Origin of the sequence: Kitasatospora sp. NPDC028055, assembly GCF_040637885.1 — a bacterium.
In the GTDB taxonomy this organism is placed as follows: Bacteria; Actinomycetota; Actinomycetes; order Streptomycetales; family Streptomycetaceae; genus Kitasatospora.
This window is the reverse complement of the sequence record NZ_JBEZXE010000072.1, coordinates 13,594-33,656: the sequence shown is the minus strand read 5'-3', so window position 1 is coordinate 33,656 and position 20,063 is coordinate 13,594. Positions and strand designations below refer to the sequence as shown.

At 73.5% G+C, this 20,063-nt stretch carries 13 protein-coding genes; 6 read left to right on the top strand and 7 right to left on the bottom strand.

Translation table 11 applies throughout. The features are described from left to right. Positions 1 to 211: 211 nt before the first annotated feature. The 4 genes from AB0F71_RS37535 to AB0F71_RS37520 all read right to left on the bottom strand — a co-directional run bounded on the left by AB0F71_RS37535 (position 212) and on the right by AB0F71_RS37520 (position 4,883). Positions 212 to 886, bottom strand: coding sequence for a nucleoside/nucleotide kinase family protein (locus tag AB0F71_RS37535; protein WP_360244977.1), 675 nt, complete (start codon positions 884 to 886; stop codon positions 212 to 214). Between the two features lie 39 nt (positions 887 to 925). Beyond that, on the bottom strand, positions 926 to 1,924 hold the full coding sequence (locus AB0F71_RS37530) for an LD-carboxypeptidase (RefSeq protein ID WP_360244974.1): 999 nt from the start codon (positions 1,922 to 1,924) through the stop codon (positions 926 to 928). 213 nt (positions 1,925 to 2,137) lie between these two features. Then, entirely contained in the window at positions 2,138 to 3,226 is a 1,089-nt protein-coding gene (gene trpS / locus AB0F71_RS37525) for a tryptophan--tRNA ligase (protein ID WP_360244971.1), read from the bottom strand. Positions 3,227 to 3,419: 193 nt separating this feature from the next. Further along, positions 3,420 to 4,883, bottom strand: a complete 1,464-nt coding sequence (locus AB0F71_RS37520; protein WP_360244986.1) for an APC family permease — start codon at positions 4,881 to 4,883, stop codon at positions 3,420 to 3,422. A gap of 331 nt (positions 4,884 to 5,214) precedes the next feature. On the opposite strand from AB0F71_RS37520, the gene AB0F71_RS37515 reads away from it, so the two are divergent. Next, entirely contained in the window at positions 5,215 to 6,366 is a 1,152-nt protein-coding gene (locus AB0F71_RS37515; RefSeq protein WP_360244968.1) for an iron-siderophore ABC transporter substrate-binding protein, read from the top strand. 366 nt (positions 6,367 to 6,732) lie between these two features. After that, a complete protein-coding gene (locus AB0F71_RS37510; RefSeq protein ID WP_360244965.1) occupies positions 6,733 to 7,821 on the top strand; it encodes a hypothetical protein in 1,089 nt (362 codons plus the stop codon). On the opposite strand, the gene AB0F71_RS37505 is transcribed toward AB0F71_RS37510, so the two are convergent. Further along, positions 7,803 to 8,324 carry an NUDIX domain-containing protein gene (locus AB0F71_RS37505; protein WP_360244962.1) on the bottom strand — a complete coding sequence of 174 codons (522 nt, stop codon included), beginning with the start codon at positions 8,322 to 8,324 and terminating at the stop codon, positions 7,803 to 7,805. The two genes, AB0F71_RS37510 and AB0F71_RS37505, sit on opposite strands and share 19 nt — an antisense overlap. Positions 8,325 to 8,459: 135 nt before the next feature. On the opposite strand from AB0F71_RS37505, the gene AB0F71_RS37500 reads away from it, so the two are divergent. Beyond that, positions 8,460 to 9,419 (top strand): ATP-grasp domain-containing protein, encoded by a 960-nt coding sequence (locus tag AB0F71_RS37500; protein ID WP_360244959.1) that lies wholly within the window; start codon positions 8,460 to 8,462, stop codon positions 9,417 to 9,419. Between the two features lie 51 nt (positions 9,420 to 9,470). Here the strand turns inward: AB0F71_RS37500 and AB0F71_RS37495 are convergent, their stop codons facing one another. After that, entirely contained in the window at positions 9,471 to 13,520 is a 4,050-nt protein-coding gene (locus AB0F71_RS37495) for an ABC transporter ATP-binding protein (RefSeq protein WP_360244956.1), read from the bottom strand. 367 nt (positions 13,521 to 13,887) lie between these two features. Further along, positions 13,888 to 14,595, bottom strand: a complete 708-nt coding sequence (locus tag AB0F71_RS37490; RefSeq protein ID WP_360244953.1) for a TetR/AcrR family transcriptional regulator — start codon at positions 14,593 to 14,595, stop codon at positions 13,888 to 13,890. Positions 14,596 to 14,728: 133 nt separating this feature from the next. Here AB0F71_RS37490 and AB0F71_RS37485 point away from each other — a divergent pair, with 133 nt between their 5' ends. From AB0F71_RS37485 to AB0F71_RS37475, 3 genes are all read left to right on the top strand, one after another. Beyond that, complete coding sequence (locus AB0F71_RS37485; protein ID WP_360244950.1) at positions 14,729 to 16,456, top strand: carboxyl transferase domain-containing protein; 1,728 nt, start codon at positions 14,729 to 14,731, stop codon at positions 16,454 to 16,456. Positions 16,457 to 16,654: 198 nt separating this feature from the next. Continuing rightward, a complete protein-coding gene (locus tag AB0F71_RS37480) occupies positions 16,655 to 18,904 on the top strand; it encodes a biotin carboxylase N-terminal domain-containing protein (protein ID WP_360244947.1) in 2,250 nt (749 codons plus the stop codon). Further along, entirely contained in the window at positions 18,901 to 19,926 is a 1,026-nt protein-coding gene (locus tag AB0F71_RS37475) for a hydroxymethylglutaryl-CoA lyase (protein ID WP_360244944.1), read from the top strand. Before AB0F71_RS37480 ends, AB0F71_RS37475 begins: the two co-directional genes overlap by 4 nt. Positions 19,927 to 20,063 lie beyond the last annotated feature (137 nt).

The following is a 20,063-nucleotide window of genomic DNA, read 5'->3' as shown; positions in this document are numbered from 1 at the left end:
TGACGCCCCGTCCGACGTTTCAAACTCTAGCCGATCCCCGCTCCGAAAAGCGAATCCAGCCGCAATCCGATAAAACGCACACGCCGAATAAGCACTGAGCCGAGACGCGAAAAAGCGAAACGACCGGCACGAACCGGAAGTGGTGATTCAGGGGATTGGCCGCCCCGGGACCGTCCGCGCCGATGCGTGTCCGGTGCTCCCTGCCGAGCGACTAGGAAACACTACCCCTCTCCGGCGTCTGGAGCAAACGCGTTCCGGGGACGGTCCGGGTGCAGAGCGCCCGGCCCTGCTTCACGTACTCGCCGTTGGGGTGGTCGTTGCCGGTGACCCAGCGCAGGGCGGTGGCCTCGTTCCGGCCGCCGGCGCGGTGGCGGCGGAGCAGCCGCTCCTCGCGGACGGTGTCGTCGGTGTCGACGTACCAGAGCTCGCGCAGCAACCGGCGGGCCTCCGGCCATGGGGCGTCCGCGGAGGCGAGGTAGTTGCCCTCGGTGATGACCAGACGGGTGTGCGGGCGGACGACGTGGCGGGCCGCGACCGGTTCGTCCAGGGTGCGGTCGAAGTCAGGAACGTAGATGTCCTGGAACCGGTCGGCCGCGACCCTGCGCAGCAGGGCGACGTAGCCGTGGGCGTCGAAGGTGGCCGGGGCGCCCTTGCGGTGGGTCAGTCCGAGGCGGTCGAGCTGGGCCGTGGAGAGGTGGAAGCCGTCCAGCGGGAGGTACGCGGCGGTGCCGGGGCCCTCGGCGCGTTCGACCTCGGCGACCAGGTGCCGGGCGAGGGTGGACTTGCCGGCTCCGGGCGGGCCGACAAGTCCGAGGATCGTACGGGCGTTGCTGCCCGGGCCGCGGAGGAGTCCGAGGGCAAGGGCGGTGAGGCGGTCCTCGTTCATGGCCGCACCCTACTCACTGGCCCGGGGCCGGCGGCCGACTCAGGCCGGAGCGGAGGCGGGAGCGGAGCCGGGGTCGGGAGAAGAGGCGGGAACGAGGGCGGGCAGCTCCAGGGTGAGCGTGCCGGCGTCCGCGTCCAGCAAGGCGGGGACGCCGAGCGGGACGGTCAGGGTGGACGGGCAGTGGCCGAAACCCAGTTCCCAGAGCACGGGCACGCCGAGGCCGCCGAGACGGTCGAGCATCACGTCCCGGACCCGTTCGGGCCGCCCGCAGCCCTCCCAGGAGCCGAGGGCTATGCCGGCCACGCCGTCGAGGGCGCCGGAGCGCAGGAACTGGGTGAGCAGCCGGTCGAGCTGGTACTGGTGCTCGTTGACGTCCTCGAGGACCAGGATGCGGCCCGCGTAGGAGGGGCGGGCGGCGGGCGTGCCGCGTTCGGCGACGAGTACATGGAGGCAGCCGCCGGCGGTGATGCCCCGGGCGCGGCCGGGGACGAGCGGGCCGGCGGTGGGCGAGGTGAGGACGGTGGTGGCGGCGGGCTCGAAGAGGGTCCGGCGCAGGTGCTCGGCGGTGGGGCCGTCCTCGACGAAGGAGGCGGCGGCGGCCATCGGCCCGTACAGGGTGGCAAGGCCGAGGCGCTGGGCGAAGGCCTCGTGCAGGGAGCTGACGTCGCTGAACCCGATGAGGAGCTTCGGGCGGGCGGCGCGCATGGCGGTCCAGTCGAGCAGGTCGACGATGCGGTGGACGCCGTAGCCGCCGCGGGCGCAGATGACGGCGTCGACGTCGGGGTCGAGCCACGCGTCCTGGATGTCGGCGGCGCGGTCGGCGTCGCTGCCGGCCAGGTAGCCGAGGGTGGGGTGGGTGTCGAGGACGTGCGGGGCGACGGTGACGCGCAGGCCCCAGGATCGGAGGATCTCGCAGCCGGCGGTGAGTCGCCCGGCGTCGATCGGGCCGCTGGGGGCGACGACGGCGATGTGGTCGCCGGGGCGCAGCTGCCGCGGGCGGGTCAGTCCCTGGCCGGGCGTGGTCGATTGCTGGTCCATGGACCGGACCTTTCGGGGAAGGGGCGGGCTGTGGGCGGCCTCGGGGTGTGGTCGAGGCCGCCCGGTGACGATATGCCCGCGGGTCGACCGGCCGATGTCCGTGGCCGGGCGCGCCCCGGGCGGGCCGTCGACGAGCGCCCCCTGGACGAGCGACCCCTGGGCGGGCGGACCGCGGACGGCCCGTAGTGGGGCGCCGGCCGGCTTGATGACCCTTCAGATCGCGCCCATCACCTCCCGTACCTCGGCGAGGGTGGCGTCGGCGATGGTGTTGGCCCGTTCGGCGCCCTCGCGCAGGACCTGCCGCAGGTGGCCGCGGTCGGCGGCGAGCTCGGCGCGGCGGGCGCGCAGCGGGCGGAAGTACTCGTTGACGGAGTCGATGACGGTGCGCTTGAGGGCGGCCGCGCCGCCGTCGCCGACCTCCTCGGCGATCGCCTCCGGGTCGCGGTCCTGGCAGAGCGCCGCGAGCAGGACGAGGCCGGACACCTCCGGCCGGCCGACCGGGTCGTAGCTGATGCGGCGGTCGGCGTCGGTCTTCGCGCCGCGGATGGTCCGGGCGGTGGCGTCCTCGTCGGCGCCGAGGGCGACGGCGTTGCCACGGCTCTTGCTCATCTTGCCGCCGTCGGTGCCGAGCAGCATCGGGGCGTCGGAGAGCAGCGCCCGGGGGCGGGGGAAGACGGCGCTGCCGTCGGCGTGCGGGTAGCGCTCGTTGAAGCGGCGGGCGATGGTGCGGGCGACTTCGAGGTGGGGCAGCTGGTCCTGGCCGACCGGGACGAGGTCGGCCTTGCAGAACAGGATGTCGGCGGCCTGGTGGACGGGGTAGGTGAACATCAGCCCGTTCACGGCGGCCTGGCTGGAGTGGGCGATCTCGTCCTTGACGGTGGGGTTGCGGCTGAGTTCGGCGACGCTCACCAGGCTGAGGAAGGGCAGCAGCAGCTGGTTGAGGGCGGGGACGGCGCTGTGGGCGAAGATCGTGGCCCGTTCGGGATCGAGGCCGGCGGCGAGATAGTCGAGGACGAGGTTCTCGGTGTGTTCGGCGAGCCGGTCGGCGATGTCGCGGTCGGTGATGACCTGGTAGTCGGCGACCAGGACGAACATCTCGACGCCCTGGTCCTGCAGCCGGACCCGGTTCTGCAGGGTGCCGAAGTAGTGGCCGAGGTGGAGCGGGCCGGTGGGGCGGTCGCCGGTCAGGACCCGGTGGGAGGACGGGTCGTCGATCCGGTCCTGGGCGGTTCGGTCGGACGTGCCTGCGGTCAGGGCAGCGGTGCTTGCGGTGCTTGCGGTGGCGGTGGCACTGGTGGTCATCGGGTTTCTCCCTCGGTACGGCGGCGGTGGCGGCCGTCCGGGGCGAGGGGCCCGTCCCGTGGGGAAAACGCGACAGGGCCGTCCATCCCGGACGGCCCTGTGGTCAGGCGAGTGGGGTGGCCGTCCTAGGACGGCCACCAGCACAGGCCCACGAAGCTCTTCACGGCTGCAACGATAACTCCGGTCCCCGGTGTCAGTCCTCCACGACCAGGGCCCGGGTGTCCTCGCGCAGCGTCTCGCCGCGGAAGAACTCCGGGCGGACCCGGCCGTACCAGGTCATCAGCGCGGCGCCGAGCAGCAGGATGCCGACGCCGATCACGAACACCGAGCCGATGCCGAACACGGCACCGCTGCCGTAGTCGGGGGACCAGGCGTCGGTCAGGGTCTGGAGGAAGACGGCGCTCAGTAGCAGGCCGCCGAGCAACGGGGCGACGCCCTTGAGCAGCAGGTCGCGCAGGCTGGCGCGGAGCGAGTGGCGGAAGTACCGGACACAGGAGAAAGCGGTCAGCGCGTAGTAGAAGCAGATCATCAGACCGAGCGCCAGGATGGTGTCCTGGACGACGTTCTCGCTGATCAGGCTCATGCCGACGTAGAAGACGGCGGTGGCCAGGCCGGCCGCGACGGTGGCGTAGCCGGGCGTACGGAAACGCGGGTGGACGGTGCCGAAGCGCGGCGGTACGGCGCGGTAGGCGCTCATCGCGAGCAGGGTGCGGGCCACCGGGATGAAGGTGGTCTGCAGGCTCGCGGCGGCGCTGGCGACGACGGCCAGGAACAGCAGGATGCTCCACGGCGAGCCGAGCACCGGGCGGGCGAGCGCGGCGAAGACGTTGTCGGCCGTCGCCGGGTTGCCGAGGCCGTTGCCGGTGCTGCCGACGCCCGCGAACATCTGGGCGGAGACCGCGACCAGCAGGTACGAGCCGACCAGGGTGACCATGGAGACCATCGCGGCCCGGCCCGGGGTCCTGGCGCTGCCGAGGGTCTCCTCGTTCATGGTGAGGCAGGTGTCCCAGCCCCAGTACATGAAGATGGACAGCGACAGGCCGGCGGTGAACGCGCTGAACGAGCCGACCTGGAGCGGGTTGAGCCAGGAGAACGAGAAGCCGATCGAGTCGGGCAGGTCCCCGGCGGCGGCCTTGCCGATGGCGATGGCCGAGAAGAGCAGCAGCACGGCCAGCTGGAGGCCCACCAGGCCGTACTGGAACCACTTGGTGGCCGTCATCCCCCGGTAGCTCATCGCGGTGGCACCGGCGATGAGCAGCACCACGGTGAGCAGGTGGACGGCCTTGTGCTGGTCGAGCCCGGCGATCCAGCTGCTGCCGGTCATCTCACCGAGCATCAGGTAGAGGAACTCCGTCGCCACCCCGGCCAGGTTGGAGAGCACGATGATGGTGGCGACGGTCAGTCCCCAGCCGGCCATCCAGCCGACCCGGGGGCCGAAGGCCCTGACCGTCCAGGTGAAGGACGTACCGCAGTCCGGGAAGTCCTTGTTCAGCTCCTTGTACGCGAACGCGACGAGCAGCATCGGCAGGAAGCCGGCCAGGAACACGGCCGGCATCTGGACCCCGACCGCGGTGACCGTCGGTCCGAGCGTCGCGGTCAGGCAGTACACCGGGGCGACCGTCGAGACGCCCAGCACCACGCTGCCCAGCAGGCCCACCGAGTTGCCCCGTAGGCCCTTGTCCCCCGCTCCCCCAGCCGTCCCCGGTTCGGGAACGCCACCACTGGTGCCACTGACCGGGGCACCCTGCGGAGCACCGGGCGCCGTTGCCCGGCCGCTGCTTGTGTGCTCTGAGAGCTGCTGATCAAACACCAGCGCACTCTAAGGCGCGCGAAGAAGGTTGAATAGACCAACTCTTGGTGATTTTATGCACTTACGATGACCTTTGGCCCCTCGGTGACCACCCCCGTGCGGAGGGTGTGCGCGGCGGCGAGATAGGTTTGCCTCACCTAACCTCGACCGTCCGGTCCCGACCGTGAAGGAGCGTCGCGTGGCCCCCGACTCCGACGATTCGAACCTGACCCTCGTCCTCACCCCCGCCCCCCGCACCCCCAGCCGACGCCGCTTCCTCACCGCCGGAGCGACCGGCGCCGCCGTGCTCGGCCTCGGCGGGCTCCTCGCCGCCTGCGGCAGCTCGGGCGGCTCCGGCGGGTCCGGCGGCTCGGGCGGGTCCGGCGGCAACGGCGGCGGCGCGAAGCCGGGCAGCGGCGGCTCGCCGGACCAGAAGTCGGTCAAGCAGGGCGGCGACGACTACGCCACCGTCATCGAGAAGATGAAGGGCTTCGGGACCGACGCCGCCCCCGGCGTCTACCCGCGCACCGTCAGGCACGCCATGGGCGAGACCGTCATCCCCGCCAAGCCCACCCGGGTCGTGGTGCTGGACACCGGCGAGCTCGACAACGTCGTCTCGCTCGGCATCCAGCCGGTCGGCGTCGTCCACACCGACGCTTCCAAGTCGCTGCCCTCCTACCTGAAGGACAAGGCGGGCAACCCGGCCGCCGTCGGCACCATCAACAGCCTCAACCTGGAGGCGATCGCGGCGCTCAAGCCCGACCTGATCCTCGGCAGCCAGCTGCGCGCCCAGGACCAGTACGCCCAGCTGTCGAAGATCGCGCCGACCGTCTTCTCACTGCGTCCCGGCTACCCGTGGAAGCAGAACTTCCTGCTCAACGCCAGCCCCTTCGGCCTGCAGGCCCAGGCCCAGGCGCAGCTCGACGCCTACCAGTCCGCCGCCACCGCGATCGGCGCCGGGCTCGGCGGCAAGCGGCCCACCATCACGCCGCTGCGCTTCATGCCAGGCCGGACCAGGCTCTACGCCGAACTCTCGTTCATCGGCACCATCCTCACCGACGTGCCGCTGCCGCAGCCCGCGATCGAGCAGGTCAAGGAACTCGCGGTGGAGGTCAGCCCGGAACAGATCGACAAGGCCGACGCCGACTGGATCTTCTACGGCGTGTACGGCAGCCCCAGTTCGACCAACCAGGACGCGGTGCTGGGCGGGGCGCTCTGGAAGACGCTCGGGGCGGTCAAGTCCGGTCAGGCGCGGCCTGTTTCGGACGAGACCTGGTTCCTCGGGCTCGGCGTGACGGCGGCCAACGCGGTGCTCTCCGACCTCAAGGGCTTCGTCGCGTCCGGGAGTTGAGCCGATACGCCCGGTAGGGGCCACCGCTGGTCGCCCGGCGATCACGGCGTGCCTCCGGGCACACGCGCGGAAATGGCGCTTGGAGCTGGTGGCGCGGTGCGGGAGGATCGTCGGGACCGTCCCCCGAAGGGCCCGCCGATGACCTCGCTCCACCCCGGTTCCACCGACCCCGCCCCGCCCGGACTGCCCGGCCCGTCCGGACCGCCCGGGCCCTCTGCGGACGGTGCCGGCTCCTCGCCCCCGGCCGTTGTGCCCCGGCCGCCCGGCGCGGGGGCTCCGCTCTGCTCGATCGCGACGGCGGCTGACGGTGGCGCGACCGGCGCCCCAGGCACCCCAGTCCGGCACGACACGGTGCCGCAGCCGCGCATGCCGGAGGACGTCGAAGTGCGGCTCCGGGAGGCGTTCGCCGCCCGGCTGCGGGCCGCGCGCGCCGAGGGGCGCTCGCTCGCCGAGCTGGCGGCCGCGTGCCGTCGGCCGGTGGCGGAGGTACGGGCGCTGCTCGGCGAGGCCGAGGAGGCGTCCGAGGCGGCGTCCGAGGCGGCGTCCGAGGCGGCGTCCGAGGCGGCGTCCGAGGCGGCGTCCGAGGCGGCGTCCGAGGCGGCGTCCGAGGCCGACACCGACGCTGGCACCGACGCCGGTACCGGTGCCGGTGCGGGCTCCGCCCCTGACCGGGCCGGGCCGGGGTTCGTCCGGTTCCAGCGGACCGCGGCGCCCGCCGAGGGCAACCGGCCTGCAGCGGTACCGCGTTCGGGGCGCGAGGAGCTCCGGATCCTCGGCTCGCGACGGCCGTCGCCGTCCCGCCGACTGCGGCGGATGCACCCGCTTGCCGACCCGACCGGGCAGGAGGCGGCCGCACGGGAGACGGCCGCGACCGACCCGGCCGGTGCGGGGTGGGCAGCTACACCGGCAGGTGCACCGTCCGGTGTACCGGGGACGGTGACCGATCACCCGGCCTCGGCGCCCCCGGTGGCGTCGGTGCCCTCGGCGCCCGGCGCACACACCGTGGACCGGGCCGGTGCCGGGGTCCGGATCGGGACCGGAGTGGGGATCGAAGGCTGGACCGCTGCCGGGACCGGCACCGAGGAGTTCCGGGCCGAACCACCGCTCGGCATTCTGATCGGCGGCAGCCCGGTCCGGTCGGACGCCGTCGGACGCCCGGAGGAGCGGACGCCGGTCCGGGTGGCGGCGGAGCCGATCCGGGTCGGGCGCGGGACCACCCTGGTCGTGCTGCCCTCCTGGCGTCCCGCCATCGCCGTCTCGGTGTCGACCGAGCAGCTGATCACCGAGACCGGGCTCACCGCCGGGCAACTGGTCGGCGCCCGGCTGACGGTGCGGATGAACCCGTGGGCGCTGCACGACCGGGAGCTCGACCTGCACGGCTGGGAGCTCGGCCCGGTCGGGCCGGGCGGTCGGGCCGCCCGGCCCGGCGGGCGCGGTCAGGCGTTCGGGATGTAACCGAGGTCGACGGGCACCGGAGGGCGCCCGTCGACCGCCCAGCCCGCGCGGACGGGCTCCAGCAACTCCGGTAGCCGGGGCGGCCAGAGCGCGTCCGCGTTCTCGTCGGCGAGCTCGGCCGGGGTCCACCACCGCCAGTCGAGGATCCGGTCCACGGCGTGCACCGCGCTGACATCGCCGACCGGGCCGCGGTGCGGTCCGCGGGTGAGGTAGATGTGCTCGTGCTGACGGACCGGGGTCCCGTGCCAGGTGAAGTCGTGCTCCCAGGTGCAGAGCAGCGGGCCCGGTTCGAGATCGGTCCAGCCTGTCTCCTCCCACAGTTCGCGCCGGGCGCCGACCCGCGGGGTCTCACCCCGTTCCAGCCCGCCGCCGGGCATGGTCCAGTGGACGCCGACCTCGTCGTTGTCCGAACGGAGCAGGAACACCGAGCCGTCGCCGTCCAGCACCACCGTACGGGCGGCCCGGCGCGGAACGCGTCTGTGCGGTCGCAGCAGTCTTCGCATCGGGACACTCTGACAGCGCCCGCACCGGGCGTCGACCGGATTCGCCGTCCCCGCAAACCACTTGGGAAGAACCGGGGCAACCGACCGCCGCCGGACCGCAGCCGGGAACGGCCCGCTGGCCGTACCCTGACCGCCATGCCCGTACCCTCGATCCTCTTCCCCGCCGATCCGCTCAACCCGCGCCGGCCTGATCCGCACTTCGCCTGGGAGGCCCGGCTGCTGCGGGAGTTGGGCGGCGAGCACCACCTCGTCGACCACGACGCACTGCTCGCCGGACACGCCGAGGAAGCGGTACGGCGGGTGTCCCCGGACTGCGGACCGCTCTGGTACCGGGGCTGGATGCTCCCCTCCGCGCGGTACGCCGGGTTTGCCGCCGCCCTCACCGCCCGCGGCGGCAACCTGCTGACCAGCGCGCCCGGCTACGCCGCGGCGCACGAACTGCCCGGCTGGTACGGGGTGTTCGAGGGTGCGACCCCGCCCAGTGTCTGGATCCCGTCCGACGGGACGGCGGCCCCCACCCCGGCGGAACTGGCGGACGCCGTGGCCCGGCTCGGCGGCACCGGGCCGGCGATCGTGAAGGACTACGTGAAGTCCCGCAAGCACGAGTGGCACGAGGCCTGCTACGTACCGGAGTTGGCGGACCTGACGGCCGTTGGGCGGGTGGTCGGGCGGTTCGTCGAGCTGCAGGGCGAGTCCCTGGCCGGCGGGGTGGTGCTGCGGCGGTACGAGGAGTTCGAGCGCGCCGACGGAACGGGCCGGAGCGTCGGCGGCACAGCCGAAGGCCCGGGCGGCGACGGGCGGGCGAACGGCGCTGGCAGCGACGGGCGGGCGGTGGAGGTCCGGGTGTGGTGGCTCGACGGTCGGCCGATCCTGGTGGGCCCGCACCCGGACGCCCCGCACCAGCGGGTCGAGCCCGACCTCACCCACGTCCCCGCGCTGGTGCGAAGACTCGGCTGCCGCTTCGTCACCACCGACCTCGCCAGCCGGGCGGACGGCTCCGGCTGGCGGGTGGTGGAGGTCGGGGACGGCCAGGTGAGCGACCTGCCGCGCGGCATCGACGCCTCGGGTCTGCTGGCCTCACTGATCGCTGCCTGAGCGCGTCGCCCGACCGCCGGACCGCATGGCTGCTGGACCGCCGGGCCGTGGTTACCCGGCGGCGACCGACTCGGCCGGGGCCGGGTGGCCGTCCGCGATGAACGCCTGCCAGAGCCGGGCGTACGTCCCGTCCAGGGCGAGCAGTTCGGTGTGGGTGCCGTCCTCGACCACCCGGCCGTGGTCCAGCACGACGACCCGGTCCGCGCGTTCGGCGGTGGTCAGCCGGTGGGCGATGACCAGGGTGGTGCGGCCCCCGCTGAGCCGGTCCGCGGCCTGGTTGACGGCTGCCTCGCTGGCCAGGTCGAGCGCCGCGGTGGCCTCGTCCAGCAACAGGATGTCCGGGTCGACCAGTTCGGCCCGGGCCAGGGCGATCAGCTGGCGCTGACCGGCCGAGAGGTTGCGGCCGCGGCCGGCGACCTCGTGGTCGTAGCCGCCCGACAGTCCGACGATCATGTCGTGCGCGCCGACCGCCCGGGCCGCCGCCTCCACCTCGGCCGCCGAGGCGTCCGGGCGGCCGTAGGCGATCGCCTCGCGGACCGTGCCCGCGAACAGGTACGCCTCCTGCGGCACCACGCCCAGCCGGTGGCGGTACTGGGCCAGGTCGTAGCGGGTGAGGTCCACTCCGTCGACCCGGACGGTGCCCTCGGTCGCGTCGTAGAACCGCGCGACCAGCTTCACCAGCGTCGACTTGCCCGCACCGGTCTCGCCGACCAGCGCCACCGTCTGACCTGCGGGTATGTGCAGGTCGACGGCGCTGAGCACCTCCGGTGCGCCGTCCGCCCCACCGTTGTAGGCGAAGCCGACGCCCTCGAAGCTGATCTCGCCGCGCAGCCCCTTCGGCACCGGGACCGGATCGGCCGCCGGGGCCGTGGTGGTCGGGGTGCGCAGCAGCTCACGGATCCGGCCGAGGCCCACCGAGGCCTGCTGGTAGCCGTCGAACACCTGCGACAGCTGGTTGACCGGGGCGAAGAACAGGTCGATGTAGAGCAGATATGCGACCAGCGCACCGACCGTCAGCGTCCCCGCGTCCACCCGGGCGGCGCCCACGATCAGCACCAGCGCGGCGGCCACGCTGGAGAGGAACTGGACGAACGGGAAGTACAGCGAGATGTAGAACTGCGCCCGGACCCTGGCCTCCCGGTAGGCGATGCCGCGGGCCACGAAGCGGTCGGTGTTGGTGTCCAGACGGCGGAAGGCCTGGACGATCCGCATGCCGGCCACGTTCTCCTGGAGGTCGGCGTTGACGGTGCTGATCAGGTCGCGGGAACGCTCGTACTGGTCCTTGGACTTCTTCCGGAACACCAGGGTGGCGATCACCAGCAGCGGCAGCACGGCGAAGACCACCAGGGCCAGACCGGCGTCGATGATCAGCAGGGCCACGAAGATCCCGGCGAAGGTCAGCAGGCTGACCACCGCGGTGACCATTCCGGTCTGCAGGAAGGACGTCAGCGAGTCCAGGTCGGTGGTCATCCGGGTCATGATCCGGCCGGTCAACTCGCGCTCGTAGTAGTCCAGGCCGAGCCGGTTGAGGTGGGCGAAGATCTTGAGTCGGAGGGTGTAGAGCACCCGCTCACCGGTCCGGCCGCTGACCCGGTTCTCGGCGCTCTGCACCAGCCAGTCCAGCAGCACCACGACGAGGGCGGTGATCGAGGCGACCGCGACGCCGGCCATCAGGCCCTTGCGGACGCCCTCGTCGATCCCGTGCCGGATCAGCACCGGCAGCACCAGCCCGGCGGCCGCGTCCAGGGTGACCAGCAGGAAGGCGATGAGCAGCGGGACGCGGAAGGGGCGCAGCAGGCGGCCGAGGCTGAAGTCCGGGTCCCCGGCCTCGGCCTCGGCGCGGGGGACGGCGGGGGTGTCGGTGGCCGGCGGGAGCGCGGCGACCTTGGCCAGCAGCTCGGGGTCGGCGGTGCGGGCCGCCTTGGCAAGGGCGGGGGTGGGGAGTGCCGGGGTGGGGAGTGCGGGGGTCTGCGCGGTTGGCCGGTCCTTCTGCTCGGCCGGCGCGGGCTCGGAGCCGGGGGCGTCGGCGGCGGCGGAGCTGGGGGCGGCGTCGGCGGCGGGGGCGGAGTCAGCGGGGGTGTCGGTGGCGGGCCCGGGCTGCGGCTCGGGTGTGCGGCCGGCTTCCGGGTCGGTGATCAGGGCCCGGTACTGGGGACATCGGGCTTCGAGTTCCTCGTGCGTGCCGAGGTCCAGCAGTCGGCCGTGGTCCAGGACCGCGATCCGGTCGGCGAGTTGGAGGGTCGAGCGTCGGTGGGCGATCAGCAGGGTGGTGCGGCCGGTCATCACCGAGCGCAGCGCGTCGTGGATCTCCGCCTCGACCTGCGGGTCGACCGCCGAGGTGGCGTCGTCCAGCAGCAGGATCCGGGGGTCGGTGAGGATCGCCCGGGCCAGGGCGATGCGCTGGCGCTGGCCCCCGGAGAGGGTCAGGCCCTGCTCCCCGACCTTGGTCTCGTAGCCGTCCGGCAGCGCGCGGACGAACTCGTCGGCCTGGGCGACGCGCGCGGCGGCGACGATCTGCTCGTCGGTGGCGTCCGGACGGCCATAGGCGATGTTGGTGCGGACCGACTCGGAGAAGAGGAAGCTCTCCTCGGGCACGATGCCGACGGCGGCACGGACCGAGTCCAGGGTGAGGTCGCGCAGGTCGTGGCCGTACAGGCGGACGGCGCCGCCCGCCGGGTCGTAGAAGCGGGGCACCAGCTGGGCCACCGTCGACTTGCCGGAGCCGGAGGCGCCCACCAGGGCGAGGGTCTCGCCGGGGGCCAGCGCGAGGGTGAGCCCGTGCAGCACCGGGGCCGGGTGCTCGGGGTCGTAGCGGAACTCGACCCGGTCGAACTCCAGGGCGACGTCGGGGGTGCGGGGGCCGACGGTGCCGGCCGGGGCATCGTCCGGGGCGCCCTTCGGGCGATCAGCCGCGGAGTCAGCGGGGGTGTCGGCGGAGCTGGTCGGAGAGGTGGTGCCGTCCCGCGTCAGGTCCAGGGTGAGCGCGTCCGGGCGCTCCTGGACCAGCGGGCGCTCGTCGATCAGTTGCAGGACCCGCTCGACGCCGGCCCGGGCCTGCTGGCCGACCGTGATGACCATGGTCAGCATCCGCACCGGGCCGGTCATCTGGGCGACGTAGGTGGAGAAGGCGACGAAGGTCCCGAGCGTGACCCGACCGTCGACGGCCAGCCAGCCGCCGAAGGCCAGCACCGCGACCTGGGCCAGGGCCGGGATCGCCTGCATCGCCGGGTTGTAGCGGGCGTTGAGGCGGATCGACCGGAGCCGGGCGGCGAACAGGTTGCGGGAGACCAGCTCCAGCTTGTCCTGCTCCTGTGCCTCCTGGCCGAAGCCCTTGACCACCCGGACCCCGCCGATCGCGCCGTCCACCACGCCCGCGACGGCGGCCGCCTCCTGCTGGGCGGCCCAGGTGGCCGGGAACAGGCGCTTGCGACTGCGCCCGCTGACCCACCACAGCGCGGGGGCCATGACCACGGCTATCAGGGTCAGCGGCGGGGACAGCCAGACCATCACGCCCAGCGACATCACGAACATCAGCAGGTAGCCGGTCATCATCGGCAGCATCGAGAGCAGGCCGTTGATCAGCTGGAGGTCGGAGGTCGCGCGCCCCACCACCTGGCCGGTGTCCAGGCGGTCCTGACGGTGGCCGTCGAGCCGGCCGAGCGAGCGGAACAGGTCGCTGCGCATGTCGTGCTGGACATCGAGGGCCAGCTGGCCGCCGTAGTAGCGACGGACCTGGGTGCAGCCGAAGACCACGACGGCGGCGAGCAGCAGCACCACCGCCCACGGGGTCAGCGAGCGGGTGTGGGCGACGATGACGTCATCGATGATCAGCTTGGTGACCAGCGGCACCATCGCGGTGACGGCCATGCCGACCAGCGAGGCGCCGAAGGCGAGCAGCAGGCTGCGGCGGGACCGCCAGCTGTAGCCGATCAGGCGGCGCAGCCAGCCGTCGGCCCGGGCGGTCGCGCCCTCGGCCGGGTCCGGGCTCGGGGCGGCGGCCACCTCCGGCGCAGGGCGTGCTTCGGTGGCCCTCGGGCCGTTGCCGGGGGCCACCGGGTCGGGGCCGGGGGCCGGTTGGCCGCTCGGTGATTGCTCCACCATGGATCCGTGAGTCTCGGGCATATTTAGGGATGCTAACCATTTCGTCGGGTGGCCGCCACGGCATTTCCGGCCGCGCGAGGCGTTCGGAAGTGACTCCGGTACGGCCCGGATCGTCCGGTCCGGCGACTGGGCAACAGCTCGCGGCCTGCGGTGATTCCCGACCGAACACAGCTGCGGCCCGACGCTCCGGCCCTTCCCCCAGGGTCACCCGAGAACCCGGCGTGCGCCCAGCGCCCCGGGGGCAGGCAGGCACCGTCCTTTGGACCTAGGGCCGGGGACGGTGCCGGGTCGGCTCCCCCGGGATCTGCACCGGAACGGTCGGAGGTGGACGGCGGCGGCCAAGAAGAACAGCCGGGAGCGGACGGGCCTACGCGGGCCCGACCTCGTGGTCGACACCCCTGGAGGCGGCCGCAACCACGGAATCGACACCCGTGGAGTCGGCCGCAGCCACGGACTCGGCGGCCGCGGCGAAGGCACCGTGGGCGAGGGTGTGCAGCAGCGCGGCCATGTCGCCGCGCTGCAGGCCGGCGCGCTCGCCCTGGGCCGGATTCGGGCCGACGCTGTGCGGGGTCGAGTTGATCAACCCGAAGACCGCGTGCACGGCGGCGCGCGCGACGGGCTCCGCGCCGGGATCGGCGAGCGACGGGTGGGCCTGCCGGACCACGTCCACCCACAGCTCGACATAGCCGCGCTGGAGCCGCCGGACGGTGCGGCGGTCCTCCTCCTTGAGGTTCAGCAGTTCGCGGTCGTGCAGGGTGATCAGGTCGCGGTCGTTCAGGGCGAAGTCGACGTGGCCGCTGATCAGGGCGTCCAGAGTGGCGGCCGGACCGTCGCCGCCGCCCGCCCGGCGCCGCCCCTCCTCCAGCAGGCGCTCGCTGATGCCGATCAGCAGGTCGGCCAGCATCGCGTCCTTGCCGGCGAAGTGGCGGTAGAGACCGGGGCCGCTGATGCCGACGGCCTTGCCGATCTCGTCCACACCCACGCCGAGGAAGCCCCGGGCGGCGAACAGTCGCGCGGCCTCCCGGCGGATCTGGTCGCGGCGTGGGAGCGCGGAGGCGGTGGGGGCGTTCGGCATGCCGCCCATCGTAGACAGTCGGGTTATCGGCCGTTAACCTGGGCGCGTAAGTTAACGTTAATTAACGTGAGGATCAGGGGCGCACCGTACTCGGCCCGCCCGCCTGCTGCCGAGGGCAAGGGAGCTCTTGGGAATGGTCATCTCAACCACCGGTGCCTCCTCCGGCGTCCGGTTCAGCCCAGCGACCGGCGCCGCGTCGGCACCGGGTGCCACAGCACCGATTGCCGCAGCACCGGGAGCCGCCGCTCCGGCACCTCGGCTCGGCACCTCCGCCGACCCGGGTTCCGCGGCCTTCCAGGCCAACACCGAGGCACACCGGGCCCTGGTCGCCGAGCTGCGCGCCAAGCTCGACGCCGCCGCCCTCGGCGGGGGCGCCAAGGCGCGTGCCCGGCACACCTCGCGCGGCAAGCTCCTCCCCCGCGACCGGGTGGACACCCTGCTCGACCCGGCCTCGCCCTTCCTGGAGCTGGCCCCGCTGGCCGCCGACGGGATGTACGACGGGGCGGCGCCCGCGGCCGGGGTGATCGCCGGCATCGGCCGGGTCGCCGGACGCGAGGTGGTGGTGGTCGCCAACGACGCCACCGTCAAGGGCGGCACCTACTACCCGATGACGGTGAAGAAGCACCTGCGCGCCCAGGAGGTCGCGCTGGAGAACCGCCTCCCCTGCATCTACCTGGTGGACTCCGGCGGCGCCTTCCTCCCGATGCAGGACGAGGTCTTCCCGGACCGCGACCACTTCGGCCGGATTTTCTACAACCAGGCCCGGCTCTCGGCCGCGGGCATCCCGCAGATCGCCGCCGTGCTCGGCTCCTGCACGGCCGGCGGCGCGTACGTCCCGGCAATGAGCGACCAGGCGGTGATCGTCCGCAACCAGGGCACGATCTTCCTGGGCGGACCGCCGCTGGTGAAGGCCGCGACCGGCGAGGTGGTCACCGCCGAGGAGCTGGGCGGCGGCGAACTGCACTCCCGCACCTCGGGCGTGACCGACCACCTGGCCGAGGACGACGCCCACGCCCTCTCCATCGTCCGCACCATCGTGTCCGAGCTCGGCCCGCGCACGCCCAGGCCGTGGCCGCTCACCGCGGCCGAGCCGCCGGCCGTCGACCCGGCCGGCCTGTACGGGGCCGTCCCGGTCGACCCGCGCACGCCCTACGACGTGCGCGAGGTGATCGCCCGACTGGTCGACGGCAGCCGCTTCGCCGAGTTCAAGGCCGAGTACGGCGCGACCCTGGTCACCGGCTTCGCCCGGATCCACGGCCACCCGGTCGGCATCGTCGCCAACAACGGTGTGCTGTTCTCCGAGTCGGCCGTCAAGGGCGCCCACTTCATCGAGTTGTGCGACCAGCGCGGCATCCCCCTCCTCTTCCTGCAGAACATCACCGGCTTCATGGTCGGTCGGCAGTACGAGGCGGGCGGCATCGCCAAGCACGGCGCCAAGATGGTCAACGCCGTGGCCTGCACCCGGGTCCCGAAGCTGACCGTGGTGATCGGCGGCTCGTACGGAGCCGGCAACTACTCGATGTGCGGCCGGGCCTACTCACCCCGCTTCCTGTGGATGTGGCCGGGCGCCAAGATCTCCGTGATGGGCGGCGAGCAGGCGGCCTCCGTGCTGGCCACCGTCCGCCGCGACCAGCTGGAGGCGCGCGGCGAGGAGTGGCCGGGCGAGGCGGAGGAGGAGTTCAAGCGCCCGGTCCGCGAGCAGTACGAGCGCCAGGGCAGCGCCTACTACGCCACCGCCCGGCTCTGGGACGACGGCGTGATCGACCCGATGGACACCCGCACCGTCGTCGGCCTCGCCCTCACCGCCTGCGCCAACGCCCCGCTGGCGCCGCCCGCTCCGTTCGGTGTCTTCCGCATGTGACCCGCTCCGGGGTGGCCGCCCCGGTGCGACCACTCCGGTGCGACCACTCCGGTGCGAGCACTCCGACGCGACCGCTCCGGTGACCCCGCTCTTCCGGGTGTGACTCCTGCGGCGCCGGTCCGACGACCGGTCGGCGCCGCAACCGCCCACCGCCACCTCCTCTCTTACGGCTCCCCTCGACCCGGAGGAACGCCTCCCATGTTCGACACAGTTCTGGTCGCCAACCGCGGTGAGATCGCCCTGCGGGTGATCCGCACCCTGCGGCGGCTCGGTGTCCGCTCGGTCGCCGTGTTCAGCGACGCGGACGCCGACGCACCGCACGTCCGCGAGGCCGACGTCGCCGTCCGGCTCGGCCCGGCCGACCGCAGCGACAGCTCGGCCGCCGAGACCTACCTGCGCACCGATCAGATCCTCGCCGCCGCCCACCGCACCGGCGCCCAGGCCGTCCACCCCGGCTACGGCTTCCTCGCCGAGAACCCCGGCTTCGCCCGCGCGTGCGCCGACGCGGGCCTCGTCTTCATCGGACCACCTCCCGGTGCGGTCGAGCTGATGGGTGACAAGATCAACGCCAAGGAGGCCGTCCGGACCGCCGGCGTCCCGGTGGTCCCCGGCAGCCAGGCCACCGCGCCCACCGACGAGGACCTCGTCGCCGCCGCCGACGAGATCGGCTACCCCGTCCTGCTCAAGCCCTCCGCCGGTGGTGGCGGAAAGGGCATGCGCCTGGTGCGGGACCCGGCCGAGCTGCCCACCGAGATCGCCGCCGCCCGTCGCGTCGCCCGGACCGCCTTCGGCGACGACACCCTGCTGCTGGAGCGGTGGATCGACCGGCCGCGCCACATCGAGGTGCAGGTGCTCGCCGACGCCCACGGCACCACCGTCCACCTCGGCGAGCGCGAGTGCAGCCTCCAGCGCCGCCACCAGAAACTGATCGAAGAGGCTCCCTCCGTCCTGCTCAATGCCGAGACCCGCGCCGCGATGGGCGCTGCGGCCGTCCGCGCCGCCGAGTCCTGCGGCTACACCGGGGCCGGCACCGTGGAGTTCATCGTCCCCGGCATCGACCCGGACGCCCCCGCCTCCGCCGCCGAGGGGGTGCGGGACTTCTTCTTCATGGAGATGAACACCCGCCTCCAGGTCGAGCACCCCGTCACCGAACTCGCCGTCGCCGTCGGCCCGGAATCGGCCCGACTGGACCTGGTCGAGTGGCAACTGCGCGTCGCCGCGGGCGAGCCGCTCTCCTTCGGCCAGTCCGACGTCTCCTTCCTGGGCCACGCCATCGAGGCCCGTATCTGCGCCGAGGACCCGGAACGGGACTTCCTGCCCACCGGCGGTCGCATCCTCACCCTGGACGAGCCCCGGGGCGAGGGCATCCGAGTCGACTCCGGAGTCGCCCCCGGAACCGTCGTCACCAGCGCCTACGACCCCATGCTCGCCAAGGTCATCGCGTACGGGCCCGACCGCCCGACCGCGCTGCGTCGGCTCCGCGCCGCGCTGGCCGACACCCGCATCCTGGGTGTCACCACCAACACCGGCTTCCTGCGCCGACTGCTCGCCCACCCCGAGGTCGTCGCCGGCCGACTGGACACCGGCCTGGTGGAACAGACGGCCCAGCAGCAGCCGGCCCTGCTCGTCGCACCGCACTCCCCGTCGAACGCGGCAACCTCGCACGCGGCGGCACCGAGCGCGACCGATCCCGCCCGCGCCCCGGCATCCGAACCGCCGTCACCTGCCCACCTCCTCTACTACGCGGCCGCGCTGGCACGGCACCTGGACCTCACCCCGGCCGCCGACCCCGGCGGCTGGACCGACCCGTTCTCCCTTCCCTCCGGCTGGCGCCTCGGTGGCACCCCCGCCTGGACCACCCACCGACTCCGGACCCCCGGCCAGGACCCGGTGTCGGTGCGCATCCGTTCGATCACTGCGGGCAACGTAACCGACGCCACTGACAATTCGCCCGGGACCGCCCGCGAGGTCGAGCTCCAGCTGGACGCCGGGCCCGTCCACCGCGCCCGCGCGACCCTGGCGGCCGACCGGCTGCACCTGACCGTCGACGGCCTGCAAACCGCCTTCGCGCTGGCCACCGACGCCTCCCCCGGCCTCCCGGCCGGCCCGGTGACCTGGCTCGGCGTCGAGGGCGACGCCTGGCCGATGCACGCCTACGACCCGGTCGGCGAGAGCGTCGGCGGCGCCTCGGCGCACCACGGCGCGCTGACCGCCCCGATGCCCGGCACCGTCACGGTCGTCAAGACCACGGCGGGCGAGACGGTCCGCAAGGGCCAACCCCTGCTCGTGCTGGAGGCCATGAAGATGGAACACGTGATCGCCGCGCCGCACGACGGTGTGGTGGCCGAGCTGCGGGCCACCGCCGGCGCCACCGTCGCGATGGAGGACCTGCTGGTCGTGGTCACCCCGGCCGAGGCGGCCGCCGAGCCCGCGGAGGTGCGGTCATGACGTCCCCGGAGACCCCCGCCCCGGAGACCGCCGCCCCGGGTAGCGCCGCCCGCGAGCCCGACGCGCTCGACCTGGGCCTGCCCGACCCGGTCCGCGCCCCCGGCCTGCCCGAGGAGGTCCGGATCCACGAGGTCGGGCCGCGCGACGGGCTGCAGAACGAGAGCTCCCTGGTGCCCGTCGAGGTCAAGGCCGAGTTCATCGGCCGGCTCGCCGCCGCCGGGCTGCGGACCGTCGAGGCGACCAGCTTCGTTCACCCGAAATGGGTACCCCAGCTCGCCGACGCCGAGGAGCTGGTCCCCCGGCTCGCCGGCCTGCCGGAGCGCCATCCCGGCCTGCGGCTGCCGGTGCTGGTCCCCAACGAGCGCGGCCTCGACCGCGCGCTCGCCCACCACGCCACCGACATCGCGGTCTTCGCCAGCGCCACCGAGACCTTCGCCCGGCGCAACCTCAACCGTTCGGCGGACGAGGCCATGGCGATGTTCCGCCCGGTCGTGACCCGGGCCGCCGAGGCCGGGGTCACCGTCCGCGGCTACCTCTCGATGTGCTTCGGCGACCCCTGGGAGGGGCCCGTCCCGGTCGACCAGGTGGTCCGGTACGGCGTCCAGCTGCTGGAGATGGGCTGCGCCGAGCTGAGCCTCGGCGACACCATCGGCGTGGCCACCCCCGGCCAGGTCGGTGCACTGCTGGCCGGGTTCGCGAAGGCCGGCGTGCCCGTCGGCCGGATCGCCGTGCACTTCCACGACACCTACGGCCAGGCGCTCAGCAACACCCTGGCGGCGCTGCGCGAGGGCGTCACCACGGTGGACGCCTCGGCGGGCGGACTGGGCGGCTGCCCGTACGCGAAGAGCGCCACCGGGAACCTGGCCACCGAGGACCTGGTGTGGATGCTGCACGGGCTCGGCGTCCGGACCGGCGTCGACCTGCGCGCGCTGGTCGCGACCAGCGGCTGGATGGCCGGGCAGCTCGGCCGCCCGAGCCCCTCCCGCACCGTCCAGGCGCTGCTCGGCGCCGCCCGGGGCTGACCGGCCCCGCCCGACTTCCCGGCGCCGGCCGCCCGAACGGTCCGGCCGGCGCCACCGCACCCCGTTCATCCGTCAACCACACCGTGCGACCGTCACACCGTCAGACGGACGCCGGTCGTCCCGCTCATGCCCACGGC

Excerpts from the sequence above, each read along its gene's own strand:
- AB0F71_RS37530 (WP_360244974.1), bottom strand. The coding sequence starts at position 1,924 with ATGGACCAGCAATCGACCACGCCCGGCCAGGGACTGACCCGCCCGCGG.
- AB0F71_RS37535 (WP_360244977.1), bottom strand. The coding sequence starts at position 886 with ATGAACGAGGACCGCCTCACCGCCCTTGCCCTCGGACTCCTCCGCGGC.
- AB0F71_RS37490 (WP_360244953.1), bottom strand. The coding sequence starts at position 14,595 with ATGCCGAACGCCCCCACCGCCTCCGCGCTCCCACGCCGCGACCAGATC.
- AB0F71_RS37510 (WP_360244965.1), top strand. The coding sequence starts at position 6,733 with ATGCCGGAGGACGTCGAAGTGCGGCTCCGGGAGGCGTTCGCCGCCCGG.
- trpS (WP_360244971.1), bottom strand. The coding sequence starts at position 3,226 with ATGACCACCAGTGCCACCGCCACCGCAAGCACCGCAAGCACCGCTGCC.
- AB0F71_RS37485 (WP_360244950.1), top strand. The coding sequence starts at position 14,729 with ATGGTCATCTCAACCACCGGTGCCTCCTCCGGCGTCCGGTTCAGCCCA.
- AB0F71_RS37495 (WP_360244956.1), bottom strand. The coding sequence starts at position 13,520 with ATGGTGGAGCAATCACCGAGCGGCCAACCGGCCCCCGGCCCCGACCCG.
- AB0F71_RS37500 (WP_360244959.1), top strand. The coding sequence starts at position 8,460 with ATGCCCGTACCCTCGATCCTCTTCCCCGCCGATCCGCTCAACCCGCGC.
- AB0F71_RS37480 (WP_360244947.1), top strand. The coding sequence starts at position 16,655 with ATGTTCGACACAGTTCTGGTCGCCAACCGCGGTGAGATCGCCCTGCGG.
- AB0F71_RS37505 (WP_360244962.1), bottom strand. The coding sequence starts at position 8,324 with ATGCGAAGACTGCTGCGACCGCACAGACGCGTTCCGCGCCGGGCCGCC.
- AB0F71_RS37475 (WP_360244944.1), top strand. The coding sequence starts at position 18,901 with ATGACGTCCCCGGAGACCCCCGCCCCGGAGACCGCCGCCCCGGGTAGC.